General features: G+C 59.9%; 24 protein-coding genes. 11 read left to right on the forward strand and 13 right to left on the reverse strand.

Annotated features, from left to right (window positions below; translation table 11 throughout):
• Positions 1-69: 69 nt before the first annotated feature.
• The 4 genes from ACL9RI_RS08550 to ACL9RI_RS08565 all read right to left on the reverse strand — a co-directional run bounded on the left by ACL9RI_RS08550 (position 70) and on the right by ACL9RI_RS08565 (position 3,242).
• A complete protein-coding gene (locus ACL9RI_RS08550) occupies positions 70-1,068 on the reverse strand; it encodes a beta-ketoacyl-ACP synthase III (RefSeq protein ID WP_422726161.1) in 999 nt (332 codons plus the stop codon).
• Between the two features lie 13 nt (positions 1,069-1,081).
• The gene (gene plsX / locus ACL9RI_RS08555; RefSeq protein WP_422726162.1) at positions 1,082-2,149 is read right to left on the reverse strand and encodes a phosphate acyltransferase PlsX; all 1,068 of its coding nucleotides are present in this window, start codon (positions 2,147-2,149) and stop codon (positions 1,082-1,084) included.
• Positions 2,150-2,356: 207 nt separating this feature from the next.
• Positions 2,357-2,539 carry a 50S ribosomal protein L32 gene (rpmF, locus tag ACL9RI_RS08560; RefSeq protein WP_034749653.1) on the reverse strand — a complete coding sequence of 61 codons (183 nt, stop codon included), beginning with the start codon at positions 2,537-2,539 and terminating at the stop codon, positions 2,357-2,359.
• A 205-nt stretch (positions 2,540-2,744) separates the two neighbouring features.
• A complete protein-coding gene (locus ACL9RI_RS08565) occupies positions 2,745-3,242 on the reverse strand; it encodes a YceD family protein (protein WP_422726163.1) in 498 nt (165 codons plus the stop codon).
• Between the two features lie 257 nt (positions 3,243-3,499).
• Here ACL9RI_RS08565 and ACL9RI_RS08570 point away from each other — a divergent pair, with 257 nt between their 5' ends.
• Together ACL9RI_RS08570 and ACL9RI_RS08575 are read left to right on the forward strand one after the other, a co-directional pair.
• The gene (locus tag ACL9RI_RS08570) at positions 3,500-4,108 is read left to right on the forward strand and encodes a Maf-like protein (RefSeq protein WP_422726164.1); all 609 of its coding nucleotides are present in this window, start codon (positions 3,500-3,502) and stop codon (positions 4,106-4,108) included.
• A gap of 34 nt (positions 4,109-4,142) precedes the next feature.
• A complete protein-coding gene (locus ACL9RI_RS08575) occupies positions 4,143-4,910 on the forward strand; it encodes an SAM-dependent methyltransferase (protein ID WP_422726165.1) in 768 nt (255 codons plus the stop codon).
• A gap of 14 nt (positions 4,911-4,924) precedes the next feature.
• Here the strand turns inward: ACL9RI_RS08575 and ACL9RI_RS08580 are convergent, their stop codons facing one another.
• Positions 4,925-6,223: an EAL and HDOD domain-containing protein gene (locus ACL9RI_RS08580; RefSeq protein ID WP_422726166.1), complete on the reverse strand. Its 1,299-nt coding sequence runs from the start codon at positions 6,221-6,223 to the stop codon at positions 4,925-4,927.
• A gap of 162 nt (positions 6,224-6,385) precedes the next feature.
• Positions 6,386-7,303 carry a 23S rRNA (adenine(2030)-N(6))-methyltransferase RlmJ gene (locus ACL9RI_RS08585; protein WP_422726167.1) on the reverse strand — a complete coding sequence of 306 codons (918 nt, stop codon included), beginning with the start codon at positions 7,301-7,303 and terminating at the stop codon, positions 6,386-6,388.
• Between ACL9RI_RS08585 and ACL9RI_RS08590 the strand changes: the two genes are divergently transcribed.
• Together ACL9RI_RS08590 and ACL9RI_RS08595 are read left to right on the forward strand one after the other, a co-directional pair.
• Positions 7,247-7,450: a hypothetical protein gene (locus ACL9RI_RS08590; RefSeq protein WP_422726529.1), complete on the forward strand. Its 204-nt coding sequence runs from the start codon at positions 7,247-7,249 to the stop codon at positions 7,448-7,450. The genes ACL9RI_RS08585 and ACL9RI_RS08590 overlap by 57 nt on opposite strands.
• 128 nt (positions 7,451-7,578) lie before the next feature.
• A complete protein-coding gene (locus tag ACL9RI_RS08595) occupies positions 7,579-8,007 on the forward strand; it encodes a thioredoxin family protein (RefSeq protein WP_422726168.1) in 429 nt (142 codons plus the stop codon).
• A 9-nt stretch (positions 8,008-8,016) separates the two neighbouring features.
• On the opposite strand, the gene ACL9RI_RS08600 is transcribed toward ACL9RI_RS08595, so the two are convergent.
• Positions 8,017-11,172 (reverse strand): EAL domain-containing protein, encoded by a 3,156-nt coding sequence (locus tag ACL9RI_RS08600; protein ID WP_422726169.1) that lies wholly within the window; start codon positions 11,170-11,172, stop codon positions 8,017-8,019.
• Positions 11,173-11,409: 237 nt separating this feature from the next.
• Here ACL9RI_RS08600 and ACL9RI_RS08605 point away from each other — a divergent pair, with 237 nt between their 5' ends.
• Entirely contained in the window at positions 11,410-11,916 is a 507-nt protein-coding gene (locus tag ACL9RI_RS08605) for a DUF1993 domain-containing protein (RefSeq protein ID WP_422726170.1), read from the forward strand.
• Between the two features lie 183 nt (positions 11,917-12,099).
• Here ACL9RI_RS08605 and ACL9RI_RS08610 read toward each other — a convergent pair whose 3' ends face one another.
• Both ACL9RI_RS08610 and ACL9RI_RS08615 read right to left on the reverse strand, forming a co-directional pair.
• Positions 12,100-12,288 carry a DUF1289 domain-containing protein gene (locus ACL9RI_RS08610; RefSeq protein ID WP_422726171.1) on the reverse strand — a complete coding sequence of 63 codons (189 nt, stop codon included), beginning with the start codon at positions 12,286-12,288 and terminating at the stop codon, positions 12,100-12,102.
• Positions 12,278-12,862, reverse strand: a complete 585-nt coding sequence (locus tag ACL9RI_RS08615) for a DUF1415 domain-containing protein (protein WP_422726519.1) — start codon at positions 12,860-12,862, stop codon at positions 12,278-12,280. Before ACL9RI_RS08615 ends, ACL9RI_RS08610 begins: the two co-directional genes overlap by 11 nt.
• Positions 12,863-13,194: 332 nt before the next feature.
• Between ACL9RI_RS08615 and ACL9RI_RS08620 the strand changes: the two genes are divergently transcribed.
• The 5 genes from ACL9RI_RS08620 (at position 13,195) to ACL9RI_RS08640 (ending at position 18,193) form a co-directional block, all read left to right on the forward strand.
• Positions 13,195-14,604, forward strand: a complete 1,410-nt coding sequence (locus tag ACL9RI_RS08620) for a transglycosylase SLT domain-containing protein (protein ID WP_422726172.1) — start codon at positions 13,195-13,197, stop codon at positions 14,602-14,604.
• Positions 14,605-14,727: 123 nt separating this feature from the next.
• Positions 14,728-15,516 carry an enoyl-ACP reductase FabI gene (gene fabI, locus ACL9RI_RS08625; RefSeq protein ID WP_422726173.1) on the forward strand — a complete coding sequence of 263 codons (789 nt, stop codon included), beginning with the start codon at positions 14,728-14,730 and terminating at the stop codon, positions 15,514-15,516.
• A gap of 73 nt (positions 15,517-15,589) precedes the next feature.
• Positions 15,590-15,868: a hypothetical protein gene (locus ACL9RI_RS08630; protein WP_422726174.1), complete on the forward strand. Its 279-nt coding sequence runs from the start codon at positions 15,590-15,592 to the stop codon at positions 15,866-15,868.
• A 5-nt stretch (positions 15,869-15,873) separates the two neighbouring features.
• Positions 15,874-16,395, forward strand: coding sequence for a helix-turn-helix transcriptional regulator (locus tag ACL9RI_RS08635; protein ID WP_422726175.1), 522 nt, complete (start codon positions 15,874-15,876; stop codon positions 16,393-16,395).
• Between the two features lie 391 nt (positions 16,396-16,786).
• Positions 16,787-18,193: a DEAD/DEAH box helicase gene (locus ACL9RI_RS08640; protein WP_422726176.1), complete on the forward strand. Its 1,407-nt coding sequence runs from the start codon at positions 16,787-16,789 to the stop codon at positions 18,191-18,193.
• 88 nt (positions 18,194-18,281) lie between these two features.
• On the opposite strand, the gene ACL9RI_RS08645 is transcribed toward ACL9RI_RS08640, so the two are convergent.
• The 4 genes from ACL9RI_RS08645 to ACL9RI_RS08660 all read right to left on the reverse strand — a co-directional run bounded on the left by ACL9RI_RS08645 (position 18,282) and on the right by ACL9RI_RS08660 (position 19,798).
• Complete coding sequence (locus tag ACL9RI_RS08645) at positions 18,282-18,740, reverse strand: acyl-CoA thioesterase (RefSeq protein ID WP_422726520.1); 459 nt, start codon at positions 18,738-18,740, stop codon at positions 18,282-18,284.
• An 87-nt stretch (positions 18,741-18,827) separates the two neighbouring features.
• Complete coding sequence (locus ACL9RI_RS08650) at positions 18,828-19,196, reverse strand: hypothetical protein (protein WP_422726177.1); 369 nt, start codon at positions 19,194-19,196, stop codon at positions 18,828-18,830.
• 129 nt (positions 19,197-19,325) lie between these two features.
• Positions 19,326-19,463, reverse strand: coding sequence for a hypothetical protein (locus ACL9RI_RS08655; protein ID WP_422726178.1), 138 nt, complete (start codon positions 19,461-19,463; stop codon positions 19,326-19,328).
• Between the two features lie 128 nt (positions 19,464-19,591).
• Positions 19,592-19,798: a hypothetical protein gene (locus ACL9RI_RS08660; protein ID WP_422726179.1), complete on the reverse strand. Its 207-nt coding sequence runs from the start codon at positions 19,796-19,798 to the stop codon at positions 19,592-19,594.
• A gap of 173 nt (positions 19,799-19,971) precedes the next feature.
• Here ACL9RI_RS08660 and ACL9RI_RS08665 point away from each other — a divergent pair, with 173 nt between their 5' ends.
• Positions 19,972-21,183 carry a nucleotide disphospho-sugar-binding domain-containing protein gene (locus ACL9RI_RS08665; protein WP_422726180.1) on the forward strand — a complete coding sequence of 404 codons (1,212 nt, stop codon included), beginning with the start codon at positions 19,972-19,974 and terminating at the stop codon, positions 21,181-21,183.
• The last annotated feature ends 113 nt before the right edge of the window (positions 21,184-21,296 follow it).

The following is a 21,296-nucleotide window of genomic DNA, read 5'->3' on the forward strand; positions in this document are numbered from 1 at the left end:
TTGGCTTGCCTCACCCAAGAGCAAAGGCTGGGGTCAGACCCGTCGGGTCTGACCCCGATGCTAACCACTTTACATTCTTGCCAATACAGCGCCCCAGGTGAAACCGCCGCCCACGCCTTCCATCATGACGTTGTCGCCTTTTTTCACGCGGCCATCGCGCACGGCCAAGTCCAGCGCCAGCGGGATCGAGGCGGCCGAGGTATTGCCATGCTGGTCGACCGTGACGACCATTTTTTCCGGCGGCAAGCCGAGTTTCTTGGCCGTGCTGTTCATGATGCGAATGTTCGCCTGGTGCGGGATCAGCCAGTCGATCTGGTCTTGCGTCATGTTGGCGTGCGCCAGCGCTTCATGCGCGACTTTTTCCAGCACGGACACAGCCAGCTTGAACACGGCCGGGCCATCCATATACAGGAAAGCGCTGCCTGCCAGCGCACCACCGGCCAGGCTGCCCGGCACGCTGAGGATGTCCGAATGGCGGCCATCGGCATGCAGCTTGGTGGCCAGGATGCCTGGCTCGGTCGAGGCCGTCAACACGATGGCGCCAGCGCCGTCGCCGAACAGCACGCAGGTGCCGCGGTCTTCAAAATTGAGGATGCGCGAAAACACTTCGGCGCCGATCACCAGCACGTTCTTGTGCATGCCCGACTGGATAAAACTGTCGGCCGTGGCGACCGCATAGACGAAACCGCTGCACACGGCTTGCACGTCGACGGCGGCGCAATTATTGGTAATGCCCAGCTTGTTTTGCACGATGCAGGCGGTGCTGGGGAAGCTGCCGAAAAAGTCGGGCGTCGAGCTGGCGACGATGATCAAATCGAGTTCGTTGGCGTCCATACCGGCCATTTCCAGGGCCTTCTTGGCCGCTTCCACGCCCAGGTCCGAGGAATTCTGCGACGGCGCCGCATAGTGGCGCGCGGAAATACCGCTGCGCGTCACGATCCACTCATCCGAAGTCTCGATACCCTTTGCGGCGAGCTGGTCGGTCAAATCCTGGTTCGTCACGCGTTTTTCTGGCAGATAGCTGCCGGTACCGATAATCTTGCTGTAAATTCTGCTAAAGGTAGTCATGCTGACCCATCCACTAAATGGTAGAGCTTGTTGATTGAGGTTCTTCCGATGCGGGCAGGCGCGGCATCAGCTCGGCGATCATGCTGGCCAGATGCGCTTGCACATCATTTTTTGCCGCATCAAAGGCGCGGCGCAAGGCCCATTCGAAGGAATAGGCGTCGGCGCCGCCATGGCTTTTGAACACCAGGCCGCGCAGGCCCAGCAGGCTGGCGCCATTGAAACGCGAAGGATTCAAACGGTTGCCGATGGCGCTCAGGGCACTGCGCGCGATAAAGGCGCCCAGCATGGTAATCGGATTGCGCTTGAATTCGGAGGTCAGCACCATTTTGACGTAGCGCGCCAGGCCTTCGATGGCTTTCAAGGTCACGTTGCCGACAAAGCCGTCGCAGACGACGATATCGGTCGTGCCTTTAAAAATATCGTTGCCTTCCACGTTGCCATGGAAATTCAATGCACCGCGCTCATGGTCGGCCTGCAGCAATTTGGCGGTGAGTTTCACCACTTCATTGCCCTTGATATCTTCCGTGCCCACGTTCAGCAAGCCGATCGTGGGACGTTCTATGCCTTCCATGGCCGACACCAGCACCGACCCCATGATGGCGAACTGGTGCAGATGATGCGGTTCGCAATCGACGTTGGCGCCCAGGTCCAGCATGTAGGTCGGGCCGTTCTTTTGATTTGGCAAGATGCTGCAGATGGCCGGGCGGTCGACGCCCGACATGGTTTTCAATACATAGCGCGACACGGCCATCAGGGCGCCGGTATTGCCGGCCGAAACGCAGGCTTGCGCCACGCCGTTCTTGACCTGTTCGATGGCCACGCGCATGGACGAATCCTTCTTGCGGCGCAGGGCCACTTCGAGCGGGTCGTCCATGGTAACTTGTTCGGTTGCATGCAATACCGTCAGGCGCGGATGCGACTCGGCTTTGTGCTTTTTGAGTTCGGCACGGATCACCTCTTCCAATCCCACCAGGATCAGTTCAGCGTCAGGCTCGTGTTTTACAAAGGAAATTGCTGCGGGGATAGTGACTGAGGGACCATGATCTCCGCCCATGCAGTCGATAGAAATTTTGATTGTCATTTTTTTTGATTCAGTACCGCTGCGGGCTTGCGGCAAGATGTCAATCGGACTGGCGTATATGCAGGGCGCATAATGTCATGCACAGACTGAGTCAGCTTGATTCAAAATGACGGTGTGCAAGATGAATTGCAGCCGAGAAAAAGAAAAAGCGGTGCCACGCCGAATAACCACGCAACACCGCTTTCATCTTACCCAACAAAACGTCGATTACTCGTCGTTTTTGGTCTTCAGCACTTTACGGCCACGATAAAAGCCGTTAGGGCTGATATGGTGACGCATGTGGGTTTCGCCGGTAACTGGCTCGACGCTCAATTGCGGCGCGACCAGGAAGTCGTGCGAACGGTGCATGCCGCGCTTGGAAGGGGTTTTCTTGTTCTGTTGAACTGCCATGATGACTCCTAATACATAAGTTCTAAAATTTTAGCACAATCGATTAGCAAATACATGCGAATCGAGTATCCCAGCGGCAAAGACTATCCTAAAACAGGCTTTACCGACATCGTTTATTACATGCTACGTTTCACTACACATTGCCATACTCGATTACTACACGCGTTTGACACGTTCTTTGCCGAGGGAGTATCCCTCCTACTGCTTATTCTGGCTTCAAGTCCTTCAAGGCCGCAAATGGCGACTTCTTTTCCGTCTTGAGAGCGTCGAGCTGCCCGGTACTCGGGCAGACGTCATGTTTGGGTACTTGCGGCAGGGCCAGCAAGGCTTCATCTTCGATCAGGGCCATGGCATCCATGCTGCGGCTGCCGACGATCACATCGATCGATTCATCGTTGATGATTTCTTCGATCTCGTCTGCATGCTCGTCATCCTTGCCCAGCATCAAAACAGTCGAAGAAGCGATTTCATACGCATACGGAGTCAGGCAGCGCTGGCATACCAGCTGAACGGTGCCGTTGACCGACAAGGTCAGCTGTGGGTAGCCCAGCTTGCTGGTGCCGCCGACGATCTTCCAGGCGATGCTGCCGGAAGTATCTGCACAATCCTTGGTCAACCGGGTCATTTCAGCGACAGGAGTTACACCCTCGCGGCTCCCGCTGATACGACAAAAATCAAAGGCGTCGATCACAAAAGCATTCATTGGTAGAAAATTTCCCCGGAAAACCTGCGATAATAACAGGGTTTTTAGCGCCGAGTCAAAGGCTAAGCATCTTTTTTGATGCTTTTATTGGCATATTCGTCAACTTATTGATTAACTTATTGACCAACTTCGTGACTAACTTCGTCATGCCGCCCGGAGCCGCATTATACGGCTCTTTGCCTGGAACTCCGCTGGAATTCCGATGACGCCGACTATCGCGGACTCGCCATACCACACCGCCCGCCATCAGCCACCGAATGATACCAACTTCTGCCCCATTGCGCTTGATACTTGCATCGAGCTCCGTCTACCGCAAGGAACTATTATCGCGTCTGCGCCTGCCTTTCGAGGTGGCCGTGCCCGACCTCGATGAAAGCCCGCACCCCGGCGAAAGCCCCAGCGCCACCGCCCTGCGCCTGGCCCAGGCCAAGGCGCAAGCCGTGCTGGAGCGCTTTCCCGGCAGCCTGGTGATCGGCTCCGACCAGGTCGCCACCCTCGACGGCGCACAAATCGGCAAACCGGGCAACCACGCCAACGCCCTGCTGCAGCTGCAAACCATGCGCGGACGGCAAACCATTTTTCATACGGCGCTGTGCCTGCTCGATGGCCGCCAGGCAAGGCCCGTGGCACAGGTCGAAGATATCCAGACCCTGGTGACGGTGCGCAACCTGCCGGACGCCGAACTGGATGCCTACCTGCACATCGAGCAGCCGTACGACTGCGCCGGCAGCGCCAAGAATGAGGGCCTGGGCATCGCCTTGCTCGAACGCATAGACAGCACCGACCCGACCGCCCTCACCGGCTTGCCGCTGATTGCCTTGACGGGCATGCTGCGCAAGGCGGGCGTGGCGTTTTTCAGCAATTGATTTTACTAATTCATTATCTCCTACAAGAATAACCATGAGCACTAGCGGCACCCTGTACCTGATCCCCAACCACCTGGGCCTGTCCGACACCGTTGCCGACGGCGCGGCCGATGCGCTGGCACACATCATTCCCGAGCAGGTGCGGCAGATCACCTCGCAACTCGATTATTTCGTCGCAGAAAACGCCAAGACGGCGCGCGCTTTCCTGAAATTGATCGGCGCCAAGCATCCCCTGGCGAAAACGCTGCAGGAAATCACTATTTCCGAGCTGAACATCAATACCCCGGCACAAGCGCTGGCCGGCTTGCTGGCGCCGCTGCTGGCCGGACGCGATGCGGGACTGGTGTCGGAAGCGGGCGTGCCGGCCGTGGCCGACCCTGGCGCCGACCTGGTGCGCCTGGCCCATCAGCACGGCATCAGGGTGCGCCCGCTGGTGGGGCCATCGTCGATCTTGCTGGCCGTGATGGCCAGCGGCTTGAATGGCCAGAGTTTTGCCTTCAATGGCTACCTGCCCACCGATGCCGCCCTGCGCAGCAAGCGCATCAAGGAACTGGAAAGCCGTTCGCGGACGGAAAAGCAAACCCAGCTGTTCATCGAAACGCCGTACCGCAACGCCGCCATGCTGGAGGCACTGGTCGCGCAATGCGCGCCGTCAACCCTGCTGTGCGTGGCTACCGACCTGAGCATGGAAACGGAAAGCATCGTGACCTTGAACGCAGGGCAATGGAAGAAACAATTGGCAGCCGGCAAGACGCCCGACTTCCACAAGAAACCTACCGTGTTCTTGCTGCTGGGACAGTAATCAGGCTAAAGGCGTCAATGGCTGGCGTGCAGTGAAATATCCTGCACGTAACTGTTGACCCATTCGTAGGCAGACACCTGGATCGCATTCAGGTCGTCTTGCGACAGGTGCAGCTCATCGAGCATGGCGCGCGTGGCGGGGCCGTCATCGGCCTGCTCCACCTGCTCCACCAGCGCCAGCATATGGCCCAGCTCGCCATGCCGGAACAACAGCGCGTCGCTGACCCGGCCATGCACGCGCACACTGCTGACGACCTCGCTCATCTGCATGGAAAACAGCGCGTCCATCAGGGACATGATACCCACCGTAAAACCGATATCGGCGTATTGATGCTGGCCGGGACGCAGTTTTTCCGTCATCAACTCCAGTTGCTTGCCGCGCGTGGTGGCCAGCTGCAGCAAGGGCGAGGCGAACGGGGCGGACGTACCCGGCTTGACGTACAGCAGGATTTGCAGCCAGCGCTGCAGCTGGCGCCGCCCCAGCAGCATCAGGGCCTGCCCCAGCGTATCGATGCGGGCGCCCGCACTGACGGCTGGCGTATTGACCAGGCGCAACAGGTTCAGGCTGATCATCGCGTCGTGCTGGATGCAGCGTTCGATGTCGCGGTTATCGGCGTCGCTCTGCACCATTTCCAGCAAGCGCAGGATGGTCAGCTCGGAGGGGGACATTTTCTTTCCAGTAAGTATCACCGGGCGGGCAAAATAATACCCCTGGAAAAAATCAAAGCCCAGGGCCAGGCATTGCTCGAATTGCGCCACCGTTTCCACTTTTTCAGCCAGTAACTTTTTGCGCGACAAGACCAAGGTCGGCACCAGCTCGCCCAGGGCCACCTCGGACAACTGGGCAATATCGACCTTGATGACATCGATCAGGGGCAGCAACTGCTGCACATCGCTGGACTCGCCCACCACATCGTCGAGCGCAAAACGGAAGCCGGCCTGGCGCAATTGGCTGATGCGCGCCAGTAATTCAGGCGTCACGCGCACGGTTTCCAGTATCTCCAGCACGACGCGGTGGTGCGGCAGGAAACGGATGAAGTCACTCATCAGCGCCACGGCATCGACATTGATAAACGCCAATTGCAAGCCCACCACCTGCTCCATGCCCAGCTCGGCCGCATGGGCGATCACGGTGGCGGTGGCTTCCACGTCGTCGCCGACCACGGCAAGCTGCTGCTGGCTCGTGCTGCGGAACAGCAATTCATACGCCACCAGGCGCTGTTCACGGTTCAAAATGGGTTGGCGAGCGAGGAAAAAATCGTGCAGCGACGAGGCGGAAGAGAGGGGGGATGGCAGCGGAGTATGCATGTTCATGACGAGCCCAACCACACGACAGGGCCGCGTGCAGGCTGCGGCAAGGCCAGGAACCGGTCGCTCCGGCACCTGGCTGCAGTATATGCCAACTATTTTTTATGCGGCGTTCTGCAGCGCAACATAAATCGGCCCGCAAGCATGGCGCCCCGGGCCATTCAAGGCTTACACGCGGCGCGTGCCCGTATTCCTGACGCCGCCCTTGCCTGTTTCCAGCACAAACTTGGCGCCATCGTCGCGGCCCAGCACCTTGACCAGGTAAGGCATGACTTCACGCAACATCGGCTCGAGCGTGTAGGGCGGGTTCAGAATGAACATGCCGCTGCTGTGCAAGCCGAAACCGTCCGGCGACGGCGTATTGACGGTCAGGGTCACGTGCAGCCATTCGGCCGCTGGCAACTGCTTGAGCTTGTCGGCAAACTGGCGCGATTCCATGCGCTGCAGCACCGGATACCAGACCGCGTAGATACCGGACGGGAAACGCACCAGCGCGTCCGCCAGGGTGTCCTTGACCTTGCGGTAATCCATCTTGTCTTCATACGGCGGATCGATCAGCACCAGCGCGCGGCGCGATGGCGGCGGCAGCAAGGCTTTCAGGCTCTGGAAACCGTCGGCCTTGGTGATGATGACGCGCTTGCCGCGCACGGTCGAACGCACGCCGTTCTCTGCGGCATGCGCCTCGACCTTGCGGAAGTTATCGGCCAGGATCTTGGCGTCGGCCGGATGCAACTCGAACAGGCGCAAACGGTCTTGCTCGCGGGCTACCTGGTCGGCGCAATACGGCGAGCCCGGGTAGTAGCGCATCTTGCCGCTCGGATTCATTTCCTTGATCAGGTTCAAGTACTCGGCCAGCGAGGCCGGCAAGTCGGTGCGGTCCCACAACGGGGCAATCCCCGTTTCATATTCGGCGTTTTTCGAGGCATACCCGCCATCGAGCGCATACACGCCCGCGCCGGAATGGGTATCGATATAACTGTAGGCTGTGTCTTTTTGATTCAAATACTTCAATAACTGTATTTGGACATAATGCTTCAACACATCGGCGTGATTACCCGCGTGAAAGGCGTGGCGGTAACTCAACATAAGCTGGCTAATTCCATAAAGAAGGTCAAGGTGGGGCTGTGCTTGCAGGGAACAGACTGGAAGGAACAGGCTGCCGGCCGGGAAACCACGCAGGCTGATGTTAGCAGCGGGCAGATTCAGCACATAATTAGCAGCATTATCCACTAGAAACCGCTGTTATATCAAAAAACACGGCAGATAAGCTACAAGCAGCCTGATGCATTCAGCAGGGACTGCCGCTGCCAGGCGCGGTAGAATACGCCCATTCGGCGCCTTTGCCGGCATTTGAACACACCATGCATAGCCTGACCCTCACGACCGACAACCGCGGCGACATCGCGGCAACCCTGGCCAGTTCGCACTGGACGGTGGCCTGCCTGTGCGCGCAATGGTGCGGCACTTGCGGCACCTACCGCAGCACTTTCGAAGAACTGGCCGCGCGCCATCCCGACAAGACCTTCGTCTGGATCGACATCGAAGACCAGGCCGACGTGGTGGGCGACCTCGATATCGAAAACTTCCCCACCCTGCTGATCCAGCACGAAGATACCGTGGCTTTCTTTGGCACGGTGCTGCCCGACGGCGGCCTGGCGCACCGTATGGTGCAAGCACAGCAAGCGCTGAGCGCGGCCGAACTGGCGGCGCTGTCGCACAGCAGCGCAGAGCGGCGCAGCTGGCAGGCCGACTGCAATCTGCGCACCTTACTGGCGGCCACACTGGCTTGAAGCAATGATTTAATCTTCCAGCCAGCGCGCCAGCACCTCTTGCGCCAGCACCGGCTGGCTATATAAATAGCCCTGCGCCAGCTTGCAGCCGTGGCGCATCAGGAACGCCGCCTGCTCCTCGGTTTCCACGCCTTCCGCAATCACCGACAGGTGCATGCTCTTGCCCAGCTGGATGATGGCAATCGCGATGGCTTCATCATTCGGGTCGGTCGAGATATCCTTGATGAAGGAACGGTCGATCTTCAGGGTTTGCACCGGCAACTGCTTCAGGTAGGCCAGCGACGAATAGCCGGTGCCGAAATCGTCGATAGCCAGGCCCACGCCGATGGCGTGCAAGTCATTGATGAAGCCGAGCGCATCGCCCGTGTTCATGATCACCGATTCCGTCACCTCCAGCTGCAGCCGCTGCGGCTCCAGTCCCGTTTCAGCCAGGATGTCGGCCACCATGCCGGCGATACTGCCCCGCTCGAACTGTTTCACGGACAGGTTGACCGCCATCTTCGGCACGCGCAAGCCTTGTTGCTGCCAGCGCATCATCTGGCGGCACGCTTCATCCAGCACCCATTTGCCCAGCTGATTGATGAAGCCGCTATCTTCGGCCAGCGCAATGAAACGGGCCGGCGGCACCAGGCCCAGCTCGGGGTGGTTCCAGCGCACCAGCGCCTCGACGCCGACCAGGCGGCCCGTATCGATTTCCACCTGCGGCTGGTAATTCAGGAAAATCTCGTGCTTTTCAATCGAGCGGCGCAGGAAAGTTTCCAGGCGCAAACGCTCGACGCCTTCGCCCGTCATCGACGGCGCATAAAAACGGTAGCCATTGCGCCCGCGCGCCTTGGCCTGGTACATGGCCACGTCGGCATTGCGGATCAGCATGTTCAAGTCCAGCGCGTCATCCGGATACAGGCTGATGCCCACGCTGCAGGTAACGAACAATTCATGGCCGGCCACCATGAACGGCTGCTCGAACACGGTCATCAGTTTCTCCGCCACCTGGGTTGCGCCATACTGGCCATCGATAGCCTCAAGCAGCACGATGAATTCATCGCCGCCCAGGCGCGCCAGGGTGTCGCCTTCGCGCAGACGCGCCGACAGCTGATGCGCCACTTTCTGCAGCAGCTCGTCGCCGATATGGTGGCCCAGTGTGTCATTGACATTCTTGAAACGGTCGAGGTCGATGAACAGGATGGCCAGCTGCTCCTGATCGCGCGCGGCGCGCTGCAGGGCGTGCTGCAGGCGGTCGTGGAACAGCAGCCGGTTCGGCAGCGCCGTCAGCGGGTCGTGGTGCGCCAGGTGGTCGAGCTTTTCCTGCGCCTGCTTGACCAGGGTGATGTCGCTGAACACCCCCACATAATGGGTGGTGACGGCGTTCGTGTCGCGCACGGCGCTGATGGTCAGCCATTCCAGGTAAATCTCGCCATTCTTGCGCCGGTTCCAGATCTCGCCGCGCCAGAAACCGCAGGAGGTCAGCTCGCTCCACAACGCCTGGTAAAACACCTCGTCGTGGCGTTCGGAACGCGTCAGCGAAGAGGGCTGGCCCAGCGCTTCGGCCTCGGCATAGCCGGTGATCTGGGTGAACGCGGGATTGACGGCAACGATCAGGCCTGCCCCGTCGACCACCATCACGCCATCGGCGATGTGCTCCAGCACGGTGGCCGACAGGCGCAGCTTTTCCTCGGCTTCCTTGCGCGCCGTGATATCGGCATACACCCAGATGCTGCCTTCGTTGGGACGGTGGGGATCGAGCGCGCAGCCGCTGACCATGGCCCAGAAATAGCTGCCGTCGCGGCGCTGGTAGTGGCGCTCTTCGCTGAAGTCGCCGCCTTGCGCCAGGATGCGGTACTGGCGCTCGCCTGCCGCCTCAAACTCATACGGCGACGGGAAAACGATGGCGGTCGAGCAGCCGGCCATCTCGCCGCTGGCATAACCGAACAATTCCTCGCAACGGCGGTTCAAGGAGACGATGCGGCGGTGGCGCACGAACATCACGCCAAACATCACATTGTCGAGAATCGCGCTCTGTTCCGTCAGCAGCGCTTCGATGCGCATCTCATGGTGCTTGCGCTGGCTGATGTCGGTGATGATGCCGTCGACCCAGATCACGCCCTGCTCGTCGATTTGTGGCTGGCCATGCTCGGACACCCAGCGCTCGGCGCCGGAGGCATTGAGGATGCGGTACTCCAGCTCATACGGTTGCAGTTCAGCAACAGCGGCCCTGACGGCATGCCGATGGGTGCGCCGGTATTCAGGGCAGATCAGGTCGACCCAGGCATGCGTGGTGCCGCGCATGAACTGCAGCGCCGTGTAGCCGGCGATCTCGACGATGGCCTCGCTGACGAAATCGATGGGGCCGTCCGGGCGATAACGGAAGACGGCGCCCGGCACCTGCGTGACGATGGTGCGGAAGCGCTCTTCGCGCTGGCCAACGTCTTCGAACAGCTGGCGGATGGCGGCGCGCATGCGTTCGAGCTGATCGGTCAGGCGGCCCAGTTCATCATTGCTGCCCGATTCCAGCGGGGTATCGAAATCGCCATGCGACAGGCGGTCGGAAAAACGCATCAGGCGGCGCAGGGGCTTGAGCAGGCGCCGGTTCAAGAACAGCACGATCAGCGCCATCGACACGGCCAGCTGCGCGCCCAGCACGAAAATATACGACATCTGCTTTTCGCGCAGCTCCTGCTGGCTGCGCGCATCGTCCATCTCGACGATGACATGGCCGATGCGCTCGCCATGCACGAGAATATCGCGCTCGGCACGGTACAGATTGCCGATCGGGCGCTGCGGCGCCTGCATGCGCATGAACTCCGCATCCGTCTGTCCCAGCACCGTCACTTGCAGCACGGCGCGGTCGCGCATCACCGATTCGACCAGCGAATGGGCCGACTCGGCATTCATGTTCCACAGCGATTCCTGCATGCCCAGCGCCAGGATATCGGCATTGCGCTGCAAGGATTCGTTCAGGCTGGTGCGCGCCGACTGGCGCTCATGCACGCCTACCAGCAGATAACTGCCGATGATGGCGGGAATGACAAGCCCGCCAAACACCACCAGCAGCAACGCGCCATAGATCGAGGATACGGACATGCTCGAAGCCGACATGGACGGCAGCGACGAGCCGTGCAAGGCGCCCAGGCGGGTACGCAAACGGCGATACGGAGAATTAGCCATGCAGGCACGGAACAGAAAAGATCATGCGGGCGATCATCGAGCTTTATAGGGGAGTCAGCGAACAGTGGTGGGAAGAAACTTTTTCAAAAGCAATTATGCATGGAAAAAGTACAGGAAGTCACCAATAAACACGCCCGGCGGGACAGTGCATGGCGTTCAGGCCGCCTGAAAAACCACAAGCCAGCAGAAAAGCCCGCGGCTTGCTATCATCGCGCCACTTTACCAAGAGGAACTACCATGACCTTCTCCATTTATTCCGCGTCCATCCCCGTCTTCAAACAAATCCTGGGCAGCCTGTCGGCCATCCTCGACAAGGCTGAAACGCACGCCCAGGACAAGAAAATCGACCCGAACGCCCTGCTGCACTTCCGCCTGTTCCCGGACATGCTGCCTTTCGTGCGCCAGATCCAGATCGCCACCGACTTCGCCAAGGGCGCCGGCGCGCGCCTGGCCGGCGTGGCCGTGCCGCCGTATGAAGACAGCGAACAAAGCTTTGCCGAACTGAAAGCGCGTATCGCGAAAACCATCGCCTTCCTGGAAAGCCTGCCGCAAGCCGACATCGACGGCAGCGAAACGCGCGCCATCACCACCGGCAGCGGCGAAAAGACCAAGCACTTCACGGGCCAGACCTATCTGTTCCACTACGCGCTCCCGCACTTCTTCTTCCACGCCACCACCGCGTATGACATCCTGCGCCATAACGGCATCGAAATCGGCAAGAAGGACTTTATCGGTAGTTATTAATTAGCTTAACTCAGCTAAGCCAGCGGACAGCATCAAAATGCTTGCTCAGTTACAGGAGCAACGGTGCCTCTAGAAACCGTAGCGAGCAAGCTCAATGCCGGGTTGAGTAGCGCAGCTGTATGTCAATACAGCGAGCAACGGATGCCCGGAAGTGAGCTGCGCAGTAGGTTTCTAGAGGTACCATCAATTACGGCGCGGGTAGCCTTGCGCCAAGATGCGCACCCACACGACTTCCTTCTCTTCCGCCGTCATCGAGACCCAGTGCGCCACTTCCGAGACGGTGCGGCCGCAGCCGCGGCAGATTTCATCAAAAGTAGTCGAGCAGACGGCCACGCACGGTGTATCGGGCCGCAGCGGCAGGTCATCGGACATCGTGCGCCGCCTTCGGGATACCGAGCTTTTCCCAGCCGTCGAGACCCAGTTTTTCCAAGGTCGCGATATTCTTGTCGAAAATCTCCGATGCTTCCGGGAACGCCTCCACCGCGCGCTCGATGCTGTCTTCGCGCAGCAGGTGCAAGGTCGGGTACGGCGAGCGGTTGGTATAGTTGCTGATGTCGTCTTCAAACGTTTCGGCAAACTGATAATCCGGGTGGAAACTGGCCACCTGCAGTTCGCCTTCCAGCTGCATGTCTTCCACGGCCGCGTCGGCCACGTCCAGAAATTCGTTGTAGTCGAGGAAATCGTTGAGCGCGTACGGGTGGATCAGCAGGGTCGTGTCGATCTGCTCCGGGTCGGTGTCGGCCAGGGTTTGCAGCTCGTCCATCAGCATCGCCAGCAAATCTTCGGGATTGCTGGAATCGCACACCACGTAGCGTATCTGTTTCTTGACGTGCACGGCCTTGGCGAACGGGCACAGGTTCAGGCCGATCACGGCCTTTTCCATCCAGGCGACGGTATTGGCGATGATCAGGGCATGGTCGTCGTCGTGACGCGGCGGGGTATTCATCATTAATGCTTTCCTAATAACATGGACGGCGACATAGCCGCCCAAAGCCAAATTGTACGCACTGTGGCGACTCTTTGCGCATTGTCATGCTTGCGGGCCGCCACGCTTGCGCCAGAGCGTGCCACGGCTATGCTGTAACGACGGCAAAACGGGGAAACCGGCAAATTTTATAGTAGTCATTGCACTATTAACGAAGGGAAAATTACGTAAAATTAATCCTTTTCCTGTCATCACGCTGACATAATTCTTGACTCCGGTATGTGGATATACGTACACTCGCTTCTTAATTCTGGGTCAGTCCGATGTTTCTCCGACGACAACAATGGAACACTATGCACGAAAACTCCTTAAAACCTACCGTCCTGGTGGCGTTGGCACTGGCGCTTGCGCCGGCCCTCAGCCAGGCGTATGAAGCCGGTGTTGAGAGCGATAACGCGCCAGTCGCCGCCACCAACCCCGCCCTGATCCCGATGACTTCCCAAGTCACGGCGAAACTCCCCACACTCGACAACCGCCTGCAAAGGACCGACAAGCTGATGAAAAATCTCAGCGACAGTTCCGATCCGCTGCGCGAAGCCGACGTCTGGGGCCGCATCCGCAGCGGTTACGCGATTCCCGACATTAACAACCAGCTGGTGACCAACCACGTCAACTGGTACGCCACCCGCCCCGACTACATCGCCCGCACCACGGCGCGCGCCTCGCGCTACATCTTCCACGTGGTGCAGGAACTGGAAAAACGCGGCATGCCGACCGAACTGGCCCTGCTGCCATTCATCGAGTCGGCCTTCAATCCGCAAGCATTTTCCAGCGCCAACGCGGCCGGCATGTGGCAATTCGTGCCCGCCACCGGACGCGATTTCAACCTCAAGCAAAACATGTTCAAGGACGAGCGCCGCGGCATCCTGGCCTCGACCGATGCGGCGCTGACGTATCTGCAGCGCCTGTATGACATGTTCGGCGACTGGCAACTGGCCCTGGCCGCCTATAACTGGGGCGAAGGTTCGGTACAGCGCGCCATCAAGAAAAACCAGGCGCTGGGCAAGCCAACCGACTTTGAAAGCCTGTCCGACCTGATGCCGGCCGAGACACGCAACTACGTGCCCAAGCTGCAAGCGGTGAAAAACATCATCGCCAACCCGGCCCAGTATGGCATCACCCTGCCGGTGGTCGAAAACCAGCCCTACTTTACGGCGATCGACAAGACCAGCGACATCGACGTCACCGTGGCGGCGCAACTGGCCGAGCTGTCGATGGACGAGTTCAAGGCGCTGAACCCTGAATTCAACCGCCCGGTCATCATCGGCAGTGAAAAAACCAAGATCTTGCTGCCGCAGGAAAACGCGGCCAAGTTCACCACCAACCTGGCGCAATGGGGCCATGCCTTGTCGAGCTGGACCACGCACAAGATCCTCAGCGCGCGCGAACGCCTGGAAACGCTGGCGTCGAAGTTCGGCACCACGGCCGATGTACTGCGCAAGGCCAACAATATCCCGCAGAACACGCGCTTGCGCGCCGGCTCCACCATCCTCGTGCCCAAAACGGCCGCCACGATGAATATGGACATTACCCAGGAAATCGCCGACAACGCCACCATGCTGCTGGAAGCGGACCGCCCTGAACGCTCGGGCAAGAATGTGCGCCATGCCAAAGGCAAGGGCGGCAAGGCGCAGTCCGGCCCTATTTCGCTGGTCAAGCCACGCATCCAGCGCGGCGCGCATAGCCGCAAGGCCCACCATTGATCCTGGCCTGACCACGATCACGCATGCAGCATGTGACCGGCCGCCACAGCCTAGCTGTCGCGGCCGGTTTTACTTTCATCGTGCCACCCACCGCCTCGCCACCACTACCGAACAGGAGTCGCCATGGCCTTCTTGCAAGGAAAAAAGATCCTCATCACGGGCTTGCTCTCGAACCGCTCGATTGCCTACGGCATCGCCAAGGCGTGCCACCGCGAAGGCGCCACGCTGGCGTTCACCTATGTCGGCGAGCGCTTCAGGGAGCGCATCACCGAATTCGCGGCAGAGTTCGGCAGCGAACTGGTGTTCGAGTGCGATGTCAGCAGCGATGCGCAGATCGCCGCCGTGTTTCACGACCTGGCGCAGCACTGGCAACAACTCGATGGCCTGGTGCACGCGATCGGTTTTGCGCCGCGCGAAGCGATCGCCGGCGATTTCCTCGACGGCCTGTCGCGCGAAAGCTTTCGTATCGCACATGACATTTCCGCCTACAGCTTTCCCGCCATGACCAAAGCCGCCCTGCCACTGCTGCATCCCGGCGCGGCGGTCCTGACCCTAAGCTACCTGGGCGCGCAACGCGCCGTACCCTATTACAACACCATGGGCCTGGCCAAGGCGTCGCTGGAAGCCTCCGTGCGCTACCTGGCCGTATCGCTGGGCCCCAGGGGCATCCGCGCGAATGGCATCTCAGCCGGGCCGATCAAGACCCTGGCCGCTTCGGGCATCAAGGATTTCAGCAAGCTGCTGGGCTTCGTGGCCGAGCACGCACCCTTGCGGCGCAACGTCACCATCGAGGAAGTGGGCAACACGGCCGCCTTCTTACTGTCCGACCTGGCCTCGGGCATCACGGGTGAAATCACCTACGTCGATGGCGGCTTTTCGCAAGTCATGGCCGTCAACCCGGAAGTAGACTGAGGCGGTGACGGGCGAATTTCCTTCGGTTGTCACTTGACAACCCTAGAACATTTGCCTATATTGGAGGCATCGTATGGCGCGCTCCTCGCATCCCAAGAAAGAAATCGAAGCGGCGCTACGCTACGCGGAAAACGAAGGCTGGCGCGTGGAAACCGGTGGCAGCCATGCCTGGGGCAAGATTTACTGCCCCTACCATGATGACGGCTGCCGCTGCGGCGAATTCTGTATCGCCTGCATCTGGAGCACGCCCAGAAATCCCGGCAACCACGCGCGGGCGATCCGCCGGGTAGTCGATAACTGCACCTTCCAAAAGCTCATGCACGACCTCATGCAACGCACATCAAAAGGGTAGCCGCCATGGAGTATATCTTCACCCTCAAGTACCGCCTGCCCGATGGCGAACACGATCTCGACGCGCTGGCCGCGCGCCTGGGCCACGGCGGTTGCGACGACGCCCTGATCGGCATCGGACAAGCGGGCCGTTTGGCGCTGGAATTTACACGCGAGGCCGGCACCGCCCATCAAGCGCTGCAAAGCGCGCTGGCCGACGTGAAGGCCATCGTGCCCGATGCCATGCTGGTGGAAGCGGCGCCCGACTTCGTCGGCTTGACCGATGTGGCGCAAGTACTGGGGCTGACCCGGCAAAACATGCATAAGCTGATGAACAAGCACCGCCACAGTTTTCCCGCCCCCGTGCATGAAGGCAGCGCGACGATCTGGCACCTGGCGCCCGTGCTGGCATGGCTGCATGACAAGGGCAATTACCAGCTGGAACACAGCCTGATCGAACTGGCGCAGGCCACCATGCACATCAATCTGGCCAGGGAAGTGGCCAAGGCCGCACCCTTGCCACCCGGCCTGCTCGCCCTGTTCAGCTGACATGGTTGCCACCGAATAAATACCGGTATCACCGGCGCTTCCTGGCAATGCACTGCTTAAATGTGGCAGGACTTTCGTTTCACCACATTTAAGCAGTGCAAAACAGCTGAAAATACGGTATAGTGTCGTTTGTGCGCTGCAATATGCTTTCGCGAAACGAAAGCACCAGGCAGTAACATGGAATACCAAACTTAGCAGCTTCGCAAGCCTTTAGCGCATCCACAGGATGCCGCTTATAAAGCCCTCCCGCCTTGTGTGTCGCCCTTGACACCGTCCCGGCGCAAAGCTTTTGTGCCGAAATTTCTTTTTAGTTGAGTCATTTCGTTTTGGTTGGCGTTGCTATTTTGCGTTCTGCTTTTTGCAAGAATGCTGATTTTTACGAAAGAAAAGAATGACATTTGAATCTTTAGGCCTGCATCCGTCCATCCTCGCCGCTCTGACCGAATCGGGCTACACCGCGCCAACCGCGGTACAGTCGCAAGCGATTCCTGCCGCGATCGAAGGCCGTGACTTGCTGGTCTCGTCGCAAACCGGTTCGGGCAAGACCGCAGCATTCATGCTGCCGTCGCTGCACAAACTGGCCAGCGCCGAACAAAACGCCGCCGGCAAGACGCCGAACCAGGAAATGCAGGCTGCGCGCGCCCGTGGCGAGCGTCCACGCTTCAAGGCTGCCCAGCCAAAAATGCTGGTGCTGACCCCAACCCGCGAACTGGCACTGCAAGTGACCACCAATACCGACAAATACAGCACCGGCATCCGCCGCATCAAGGCTGTGTCGATCCTGGGTGGCATGCCTTACCCTAAACAAATGCAATTGCTGGCGAAGAACCCGGAAATCCTGGTGGCGACCCCAGGCCGTTTGATCGACCACATGGAATCGGGCAAGATCGACTTCTCGCAACTGGAAATCCTGGTGCTGGACGAAGCGGACCGCATGCTGGACATGGGTTTCATCGACGACATCGAAAAAATCGTTGAAGCCACGCCAGAAGGCCGTCAAACCATGCTGTTCTCGGCAACGCTGGACGGCGTGGTCGGCAATATGGCCCGCCGCATCACGAAAAACCCGCTGGTGATTCAAGTTGCCAGCTCGACCAACAAGCATGAAAACATCACCCAGCGCGTGCACTTCGTGGACGATCTGTCGCACAAGAATCGTTTGCTGGATCACCTGCTGCGCGACGAATCGCTGGACCAGGCTGTCGTGTTCACCGCCACCAAGCGTGACGCCGACACCATCGCCGACCGTCTGAACATCGCCGGCTTCTCGGCTGCCGCCTTGCACGGCGACATGCACCAGGGCGCGCGCAACCGCACCCTGGACGGCATGCGCCGCGGCCAGGTCAAAGTGCTGGTCGCCACCGACGTTGCCGCCCGCGGCATCGACGTGCCGACCATCACCCACGTGTTCAACTACGACCTGCCGAAGTTCCCGGAAGACTACGTCCACCGCATCGGCCGTACCGGCCGCGCTGGCCGCAATGGCCTGGCCATCTCGCTGGTGAACCACGCTGAAGGCATGAACGTCAAACGCATCGAACGCTTCACCAAACAATTGATCCCGGTCAATGTCATCGAAGGTTTCGAGCCTAAGAAAACGGCTTCGGCACCACGTTCGAGCGCACGTCCAGGCGGCTGGAAACCAGGCGACAACCGCGGCGGCGCAAAACCAGGCCAACGCACCTTCAGCAAGCCAGGCGCACCACGCAAAGATGGCGCACCGAGCAGCGGCGGCGGCTACAAGGGTTCCAACCCGCGCAGCACCGACGGCGCACGCCGCAGCTATGGCGACCGTTAATCACGGACCAGCCGCTCTGCCAGTGAGCAAGCAATAAAAAACGGCCGCCAGATCACTCTGGCGGCCGTTTTTGCATGTCTGGACAAGCTTATTTCTTGGCTACTTTCTGGCGCGACAGCTTGCGCAGCTTGGCTTGCTCGAAGCGCTGGTGCTGCTCCGGCGTTTCCAGCACCAGCGGCGGCACGGCGACCGGCTTGCGGTTGGCGTCGACGGCCACCATGGTGAAATAACAGCTGTTGGCGTGGCGCACCAGGCGCTGCTGGATATTCTCCGTCACCACGCGGATCCCCACTTCCATCGAGGTCGTGCCCGTATAGTTGATCGAAGCCAGGAACGTCACCAGTTCGCCCACGTGGATCGGTTGCAAAAACATCACCTGGTCCACCGACAAGGTCACCACGTAGCTGCCCGAATAGCGGCTGGCGCAGGCGTACGCGACACTGTCGAGGTATTTCAGGATGGTGCCGCCGTGTACGTTGCCGGAAAAATTGGCCATGTCCGGCGTCATCAGCACCGTCATCGTCAATTCATGGGCCGACCAGTTCATCGCGCTGTCCACAGTATTCTCCAAAGGGGTAAATTAAAAAAACGGCAGGGGGAAATGAAAACCGGCCCCAGGGGCCGGTTGCAAGCCTTACAGGCCCAGCGTATCGATATCGGCCAGCGAATCGCGGCCTTTGTCGGAAATGTCGTGCCCTTGACCATCGGCGCGCGCCTGGATATGGGCTTTCTTGCCCAGGAAATAGGCGACGTCGGTGTCGAGCTTGGCCAGCGGGTCGGCCGCGACAGCGCGCAAGCCCATGATGCAGCGGCGCACAAACAGCAGTTGCTGCGCCTTTTCCGTGATGGACAGACGGCCGTCCCGGGCATAGCTGAGCAGCTTCAGGCCGGACAGGCGCTTGGCGTTGCGGGCGACGCAGGCGCTGGGGCGCTCGGTCTTGATGCCGCGTGCAACTTGCTCCAGCGCGTCATATTCATCGGTTGTTAATTTCTCGTTCTTCATTACTTTTCCATAAAAGGCCAGGTGTTCGGCCCCCATGGTACGCGCCCCGCTGCACATCGGCAACAGGCAAGACCATTCAGTTGCCGCCGCCCGGGCAGGCGGCGCACTGAAATATGGCTAAAGCAACGCTTATTTCACGCTACGCAGCAACAGCCACGCCAGGCCGCACCCTGCCACGGCGCCAGCCAGCGCCAGCGCCATCAGGCTTTTGCCGGCAAACGCGGGGCGGCGGCCCAGGTAGATCTTGTTATATAAGGAATTACCCATGATGGTCTCCTGTACAAGGGTGATGATGGTGTCCCATTATAAGAACAGAATCGTGACGGCCGCGTGACACACAACAGTTAGCACTTAATTTGTATCCACTCGGCAACAATATTGCCATTTTTTGTTGTTTAAATGGCGTGTGCAAACGATGGGCGGATCGGGGCCGCGCCCATCTTCACGGGTGGCTGGGGCGGCGTCGGCTCCTCGATCGGCACCGGATCGATATGCGGTGGCTTTTCCGGTGGCGGCGTGAGCGGATCACCTTCCGGCGGTGGCGGAATATCGGGTTCGGGCGTGCTGTGCGCGCGCAGGGCAGGCTGAGGAAAATGGGTCATGACAGCTCCTTTCGTTTGCCCTTGACAGTACCCGATGACAAAAAATCATGGCGCTCGACTGCACCGAAAAAAATAAAACCGCCCAATGGGAACCTGCCACGCAATACCCTGTCTTACTTTCAGTGCAGTCATAAAAAACATGGACACCGAGATCGACACTGATATAGACACCGATGGCTCGTAAAAAAATCCTGTTTATCGCCGAAGCCGTTACCCTGGCCCATATTGGCCGTCCATTGAGCCTGGCGCAAGCCTTGCCGGAAGACCAGTATGAAGTGCATTTTGCGTGCGCCGCTGGCTATGATTTCTGCTTCAAGGAGACCCGCCTGCGGCGCTGGTCCATCGCCAGCATCCCCTCCGCGCAGTTCCTGCACGCCCTGGCAAAAGGCCAGCCCGTGTACACGGAAAACACCTTGCTGCGGTATGTGGACGATGACCTGCGTTTGCTGGCCGAAGTGCAACCGGATCTGGTGATTGGCGACTTCCGCCTGTCGCTCTCGGTCAGTGCGCGCCTGCAGGACATCCCCTACATCAGCATCAGCAATGCCTATTGGAGTCCCCATGTGCGCCAGCATTACACGGTGCCCAGCTTGCCACTGACGAGCGTGCTTCCCATCTGGCTGGCTGATCCCTTGTTCCGCCTGATACGCCCGCTGGCCTTCGCCTCGCACGCCGTGCCGCTGAACCGCGTGCGCCGCCACCATGGCCTGCCCTCGCTGGGCGGCGACCTGCGCCGCATCTACACGGATGCCGACCAGACCCTGTACGCCGATATCCCGCAACTGTTTCCACCACACGCCATGCCCGGTAACCATGGCTACCTGGGCCCCATCACCTGGGCGCCGCCGCTCGTTGCACCCGACTGGTGGCAGCACCCTGAACTGGCTAGCGGGCGCCCTATCGTCTACGTCACCCTGGGCAGCTCGGGCCAGGGGCAGCTGCTGCCGCGCGTGCTGCGCGCGCTGGCGCCGCTGCCTGTGACGGTGCTGGCCGCCACCGCCGGCACTATCGAGCTGTCGTCCGTGCCGCCCAATGCTTTCGTGGCGCCCTTCCTGCCCGGCGACGCCGCCGCACGGCGCGCCAGCCTGGTCATCTGCAATGGCGGCAGTCCCACCAGCCAGCAAGCGCTGACGGCGGGCGTGCCCGTGATCGGCATCGCCGGCAATCTCGATCAATTCCTGAACATGCACGCCATTGCCCACGCCGGCGCCGGACTGCTGCTGCGCGCCGACCGCTTGCGCGAGGCGGCGCTGCGCCATGCCGCCACCCGCCTGCTCGACAGCGCCCGGGCCAGGCACGCTGCGCGGCAGCTGGCAGCCGCCTTCCACGAATATGCCCCCGCACAACGCTTGCAAGCGCGCATGCACGCACTGCTGACGTCCTAGCCTGCCACAGCGCGTCGGCTTTTCTTACAGCGTCGTGCGCAATACCTGCCTAAAATCAATATTCCTCCTTCAAGTCCTTGATTTACAAGGCCATGCAAGCCTTGGCATGGAAG

Origin of the sequence: Janthinobacterium sp. Mn2066 (genome assembly GCF_049319705.1) — a bacterium.
In the GTDB taxonomy this organism is placed as follows: domain Bacteria; phylum Pseudomonadota; class Gammaproteobacteria; order Burkholderiales; family Burkholderiaceae_D; genus Janthinobacterium.

Bases quoted from the DNA above. Each gene is read 5' to 3' on its own strand.
- ACL9RI_RS08550 (WP_422726161.1), bottom strand. From the start codon at position 1,068: ATGACTACCTTTAGCAGAATTTACAGCAAGATTATCGGTACCGGCAGC.
- plsX (WP_422726162.1), bottom strand. From the start codon at position 2,149: ATGACAATCAAAATTTCTATCGACTGCATGGGCGGAGATCATGGTCCC.
- rpmF (WP_034749653.1), bottom strand. From the start codon at position 2,539: ATGGCAGTTCAACAGAACAAGAAAACCCCTTCCAAGCGCGGCATGCAC.
- ACL9RI_RS08565 (WP_422726163.1), bottom strand. From the start codon at position 3,242: ATGAATGCTTTTGTGATCGACGCCTTTGATTTTTGTCGTATCAGCGGG.
- ACL9RI_RS08570 (WP_422726164.1), top strand. From the start codon at position 3,500: ATGATACCAACTTCTGCCCCATTGCGCTTGATACTTGCATCGAGCTCC.
- ACL9RI_RS08575 (WP_422726165.1), top strand. From the start codon at position 4,143: ATGAGCACTAGCGGCACCCTGTACCTGATCCCCAACCACCTGGGCCTG.
- ACL9RI_RS08580 (WP_422726166.1), bottom strand. From the start codon at position 6,223: ATGAACATGCATACTCCGCTGCCATCCCCCCTCTCTTCCGCCTCGTCG.
- ACL9RI_RS08590 (WP_422726529.1), top strand. From the start codon at position 7,247: ATGCTTCAACACATCGGCGTGATTACCCGCGTGAAAGGCGTGGCGGTA.
- ACL9RI_RS08585 (WP_422726167.1), bottom strand. From the start codon at position 7,303: ATGTTGAGTTACCGCCACGCCTTTCACGCGGGTAATCACGCCGATGTG.
- ACL9RI_RS08595 (WP_422726168.1), top strand. From the start codon at position 7,579: ATGCATAGCCTGACCCTCACGACCGACAACCGCGGCGACATCGCGGCA.
- ACL9RI_RS08600 (WP_422726169.1), bottom strand. From the start codon at position 11,172: ATGGCTAATTCTCCGTATCGCCGTTTGCGTACCCGCCTGGGCGCCTTG.
- ACL9RI_RS08605 (WP_422726170.1), top strand. From the start codon at position 11,410: ATGACCTTCTCCATTTATTCCGCGTCCATCCCCGTCTTCAAACAAATC.
- ACL9RI_RS08610 (WP_422726171.1), bottom strand. From the start codon at position 12,288: ATGTCCGATGACCTGCCGCTGCGGCCCGATACACCGTGCGTGGCCGTC.
- ACL9RI_RS08615 (WP_422726519.1), bottom strand. From the start codon at position 12,862: ATGAATACCCCGCCGCGTCACGACGACGACCATGCCCTGATCATCGCC.
- ACL9RI_RS08620 (WP_422726172.1), top strand. From the start codon at position 13,195: ATGCACGAAAACTCCTTAAAACCTACCGTCCTGGTGGCGTTGGCACTG.
- fabI (WP_422726173.1), top strand. From the start codon at position 14,728: ATGGCCTTCTTGCAAGGAAAAAAGATCCTCATCACGGGCTTGCTCTCG.
- ACL9RI_RS08630 (WP_422726174.1), top strand. From the start codon at position 15,590: ATGGCGCGCTCCTCGCATCCCAAGAAAGAAATCGAAGCGGCGCTACGC.
- ACL9RI_RS08635 (WP_422726175.1), top strand. From the start codon at position 15,874: ATGGAGTATATCTTCACCCTCAAGTACCGCCTGCCCGATGGCGAACAC.
- ACL9RI_RS08640 (WP_422726176.1), top strand. From the start codon at position 16,787: ATGACATTTGAATCTTTAGGCCTGCATCCGTCCATCCTCGCCGCTCTG.
- ACL9RI_RS08645 (WP_422726520.1), bottom strand. From the start codon at position 18,740: ATGAACTGGTCGGCCCATGAATTGACGATGACGGTGCTGATGACGCCG.
- ACL9RI_RS08650 (WP_422726177.1), bottom strand. From the start codon at position 19,196: ATGAAGAACGAGAAATTAACAACCGATGAATATGACGCGCTGGAGCAA.
- ACL9RI_RS08655 (WP_422726178.1), bottom strand. From the start codon at position 19,463: ATGGGTAATTCCTTATATAACAAGATCTACCTGGGCCGCCGCCCCGCG.
- ACL9RI_RS08660 (WP_422726179.1), bottom strand. From the start codon at position 19,798: ATGACCCATTTTCCTCAGCCTGCCCTGCGCGCGCACAGCACGCCCGAA.
- ACL9RI_RS08665 (WP_422726180.1), top strand. From the start codon at position 19,972: ATGGCTCGTAAAAAAATCCTGTTTATCGCCGAAGCCGTTACCCTGGCC.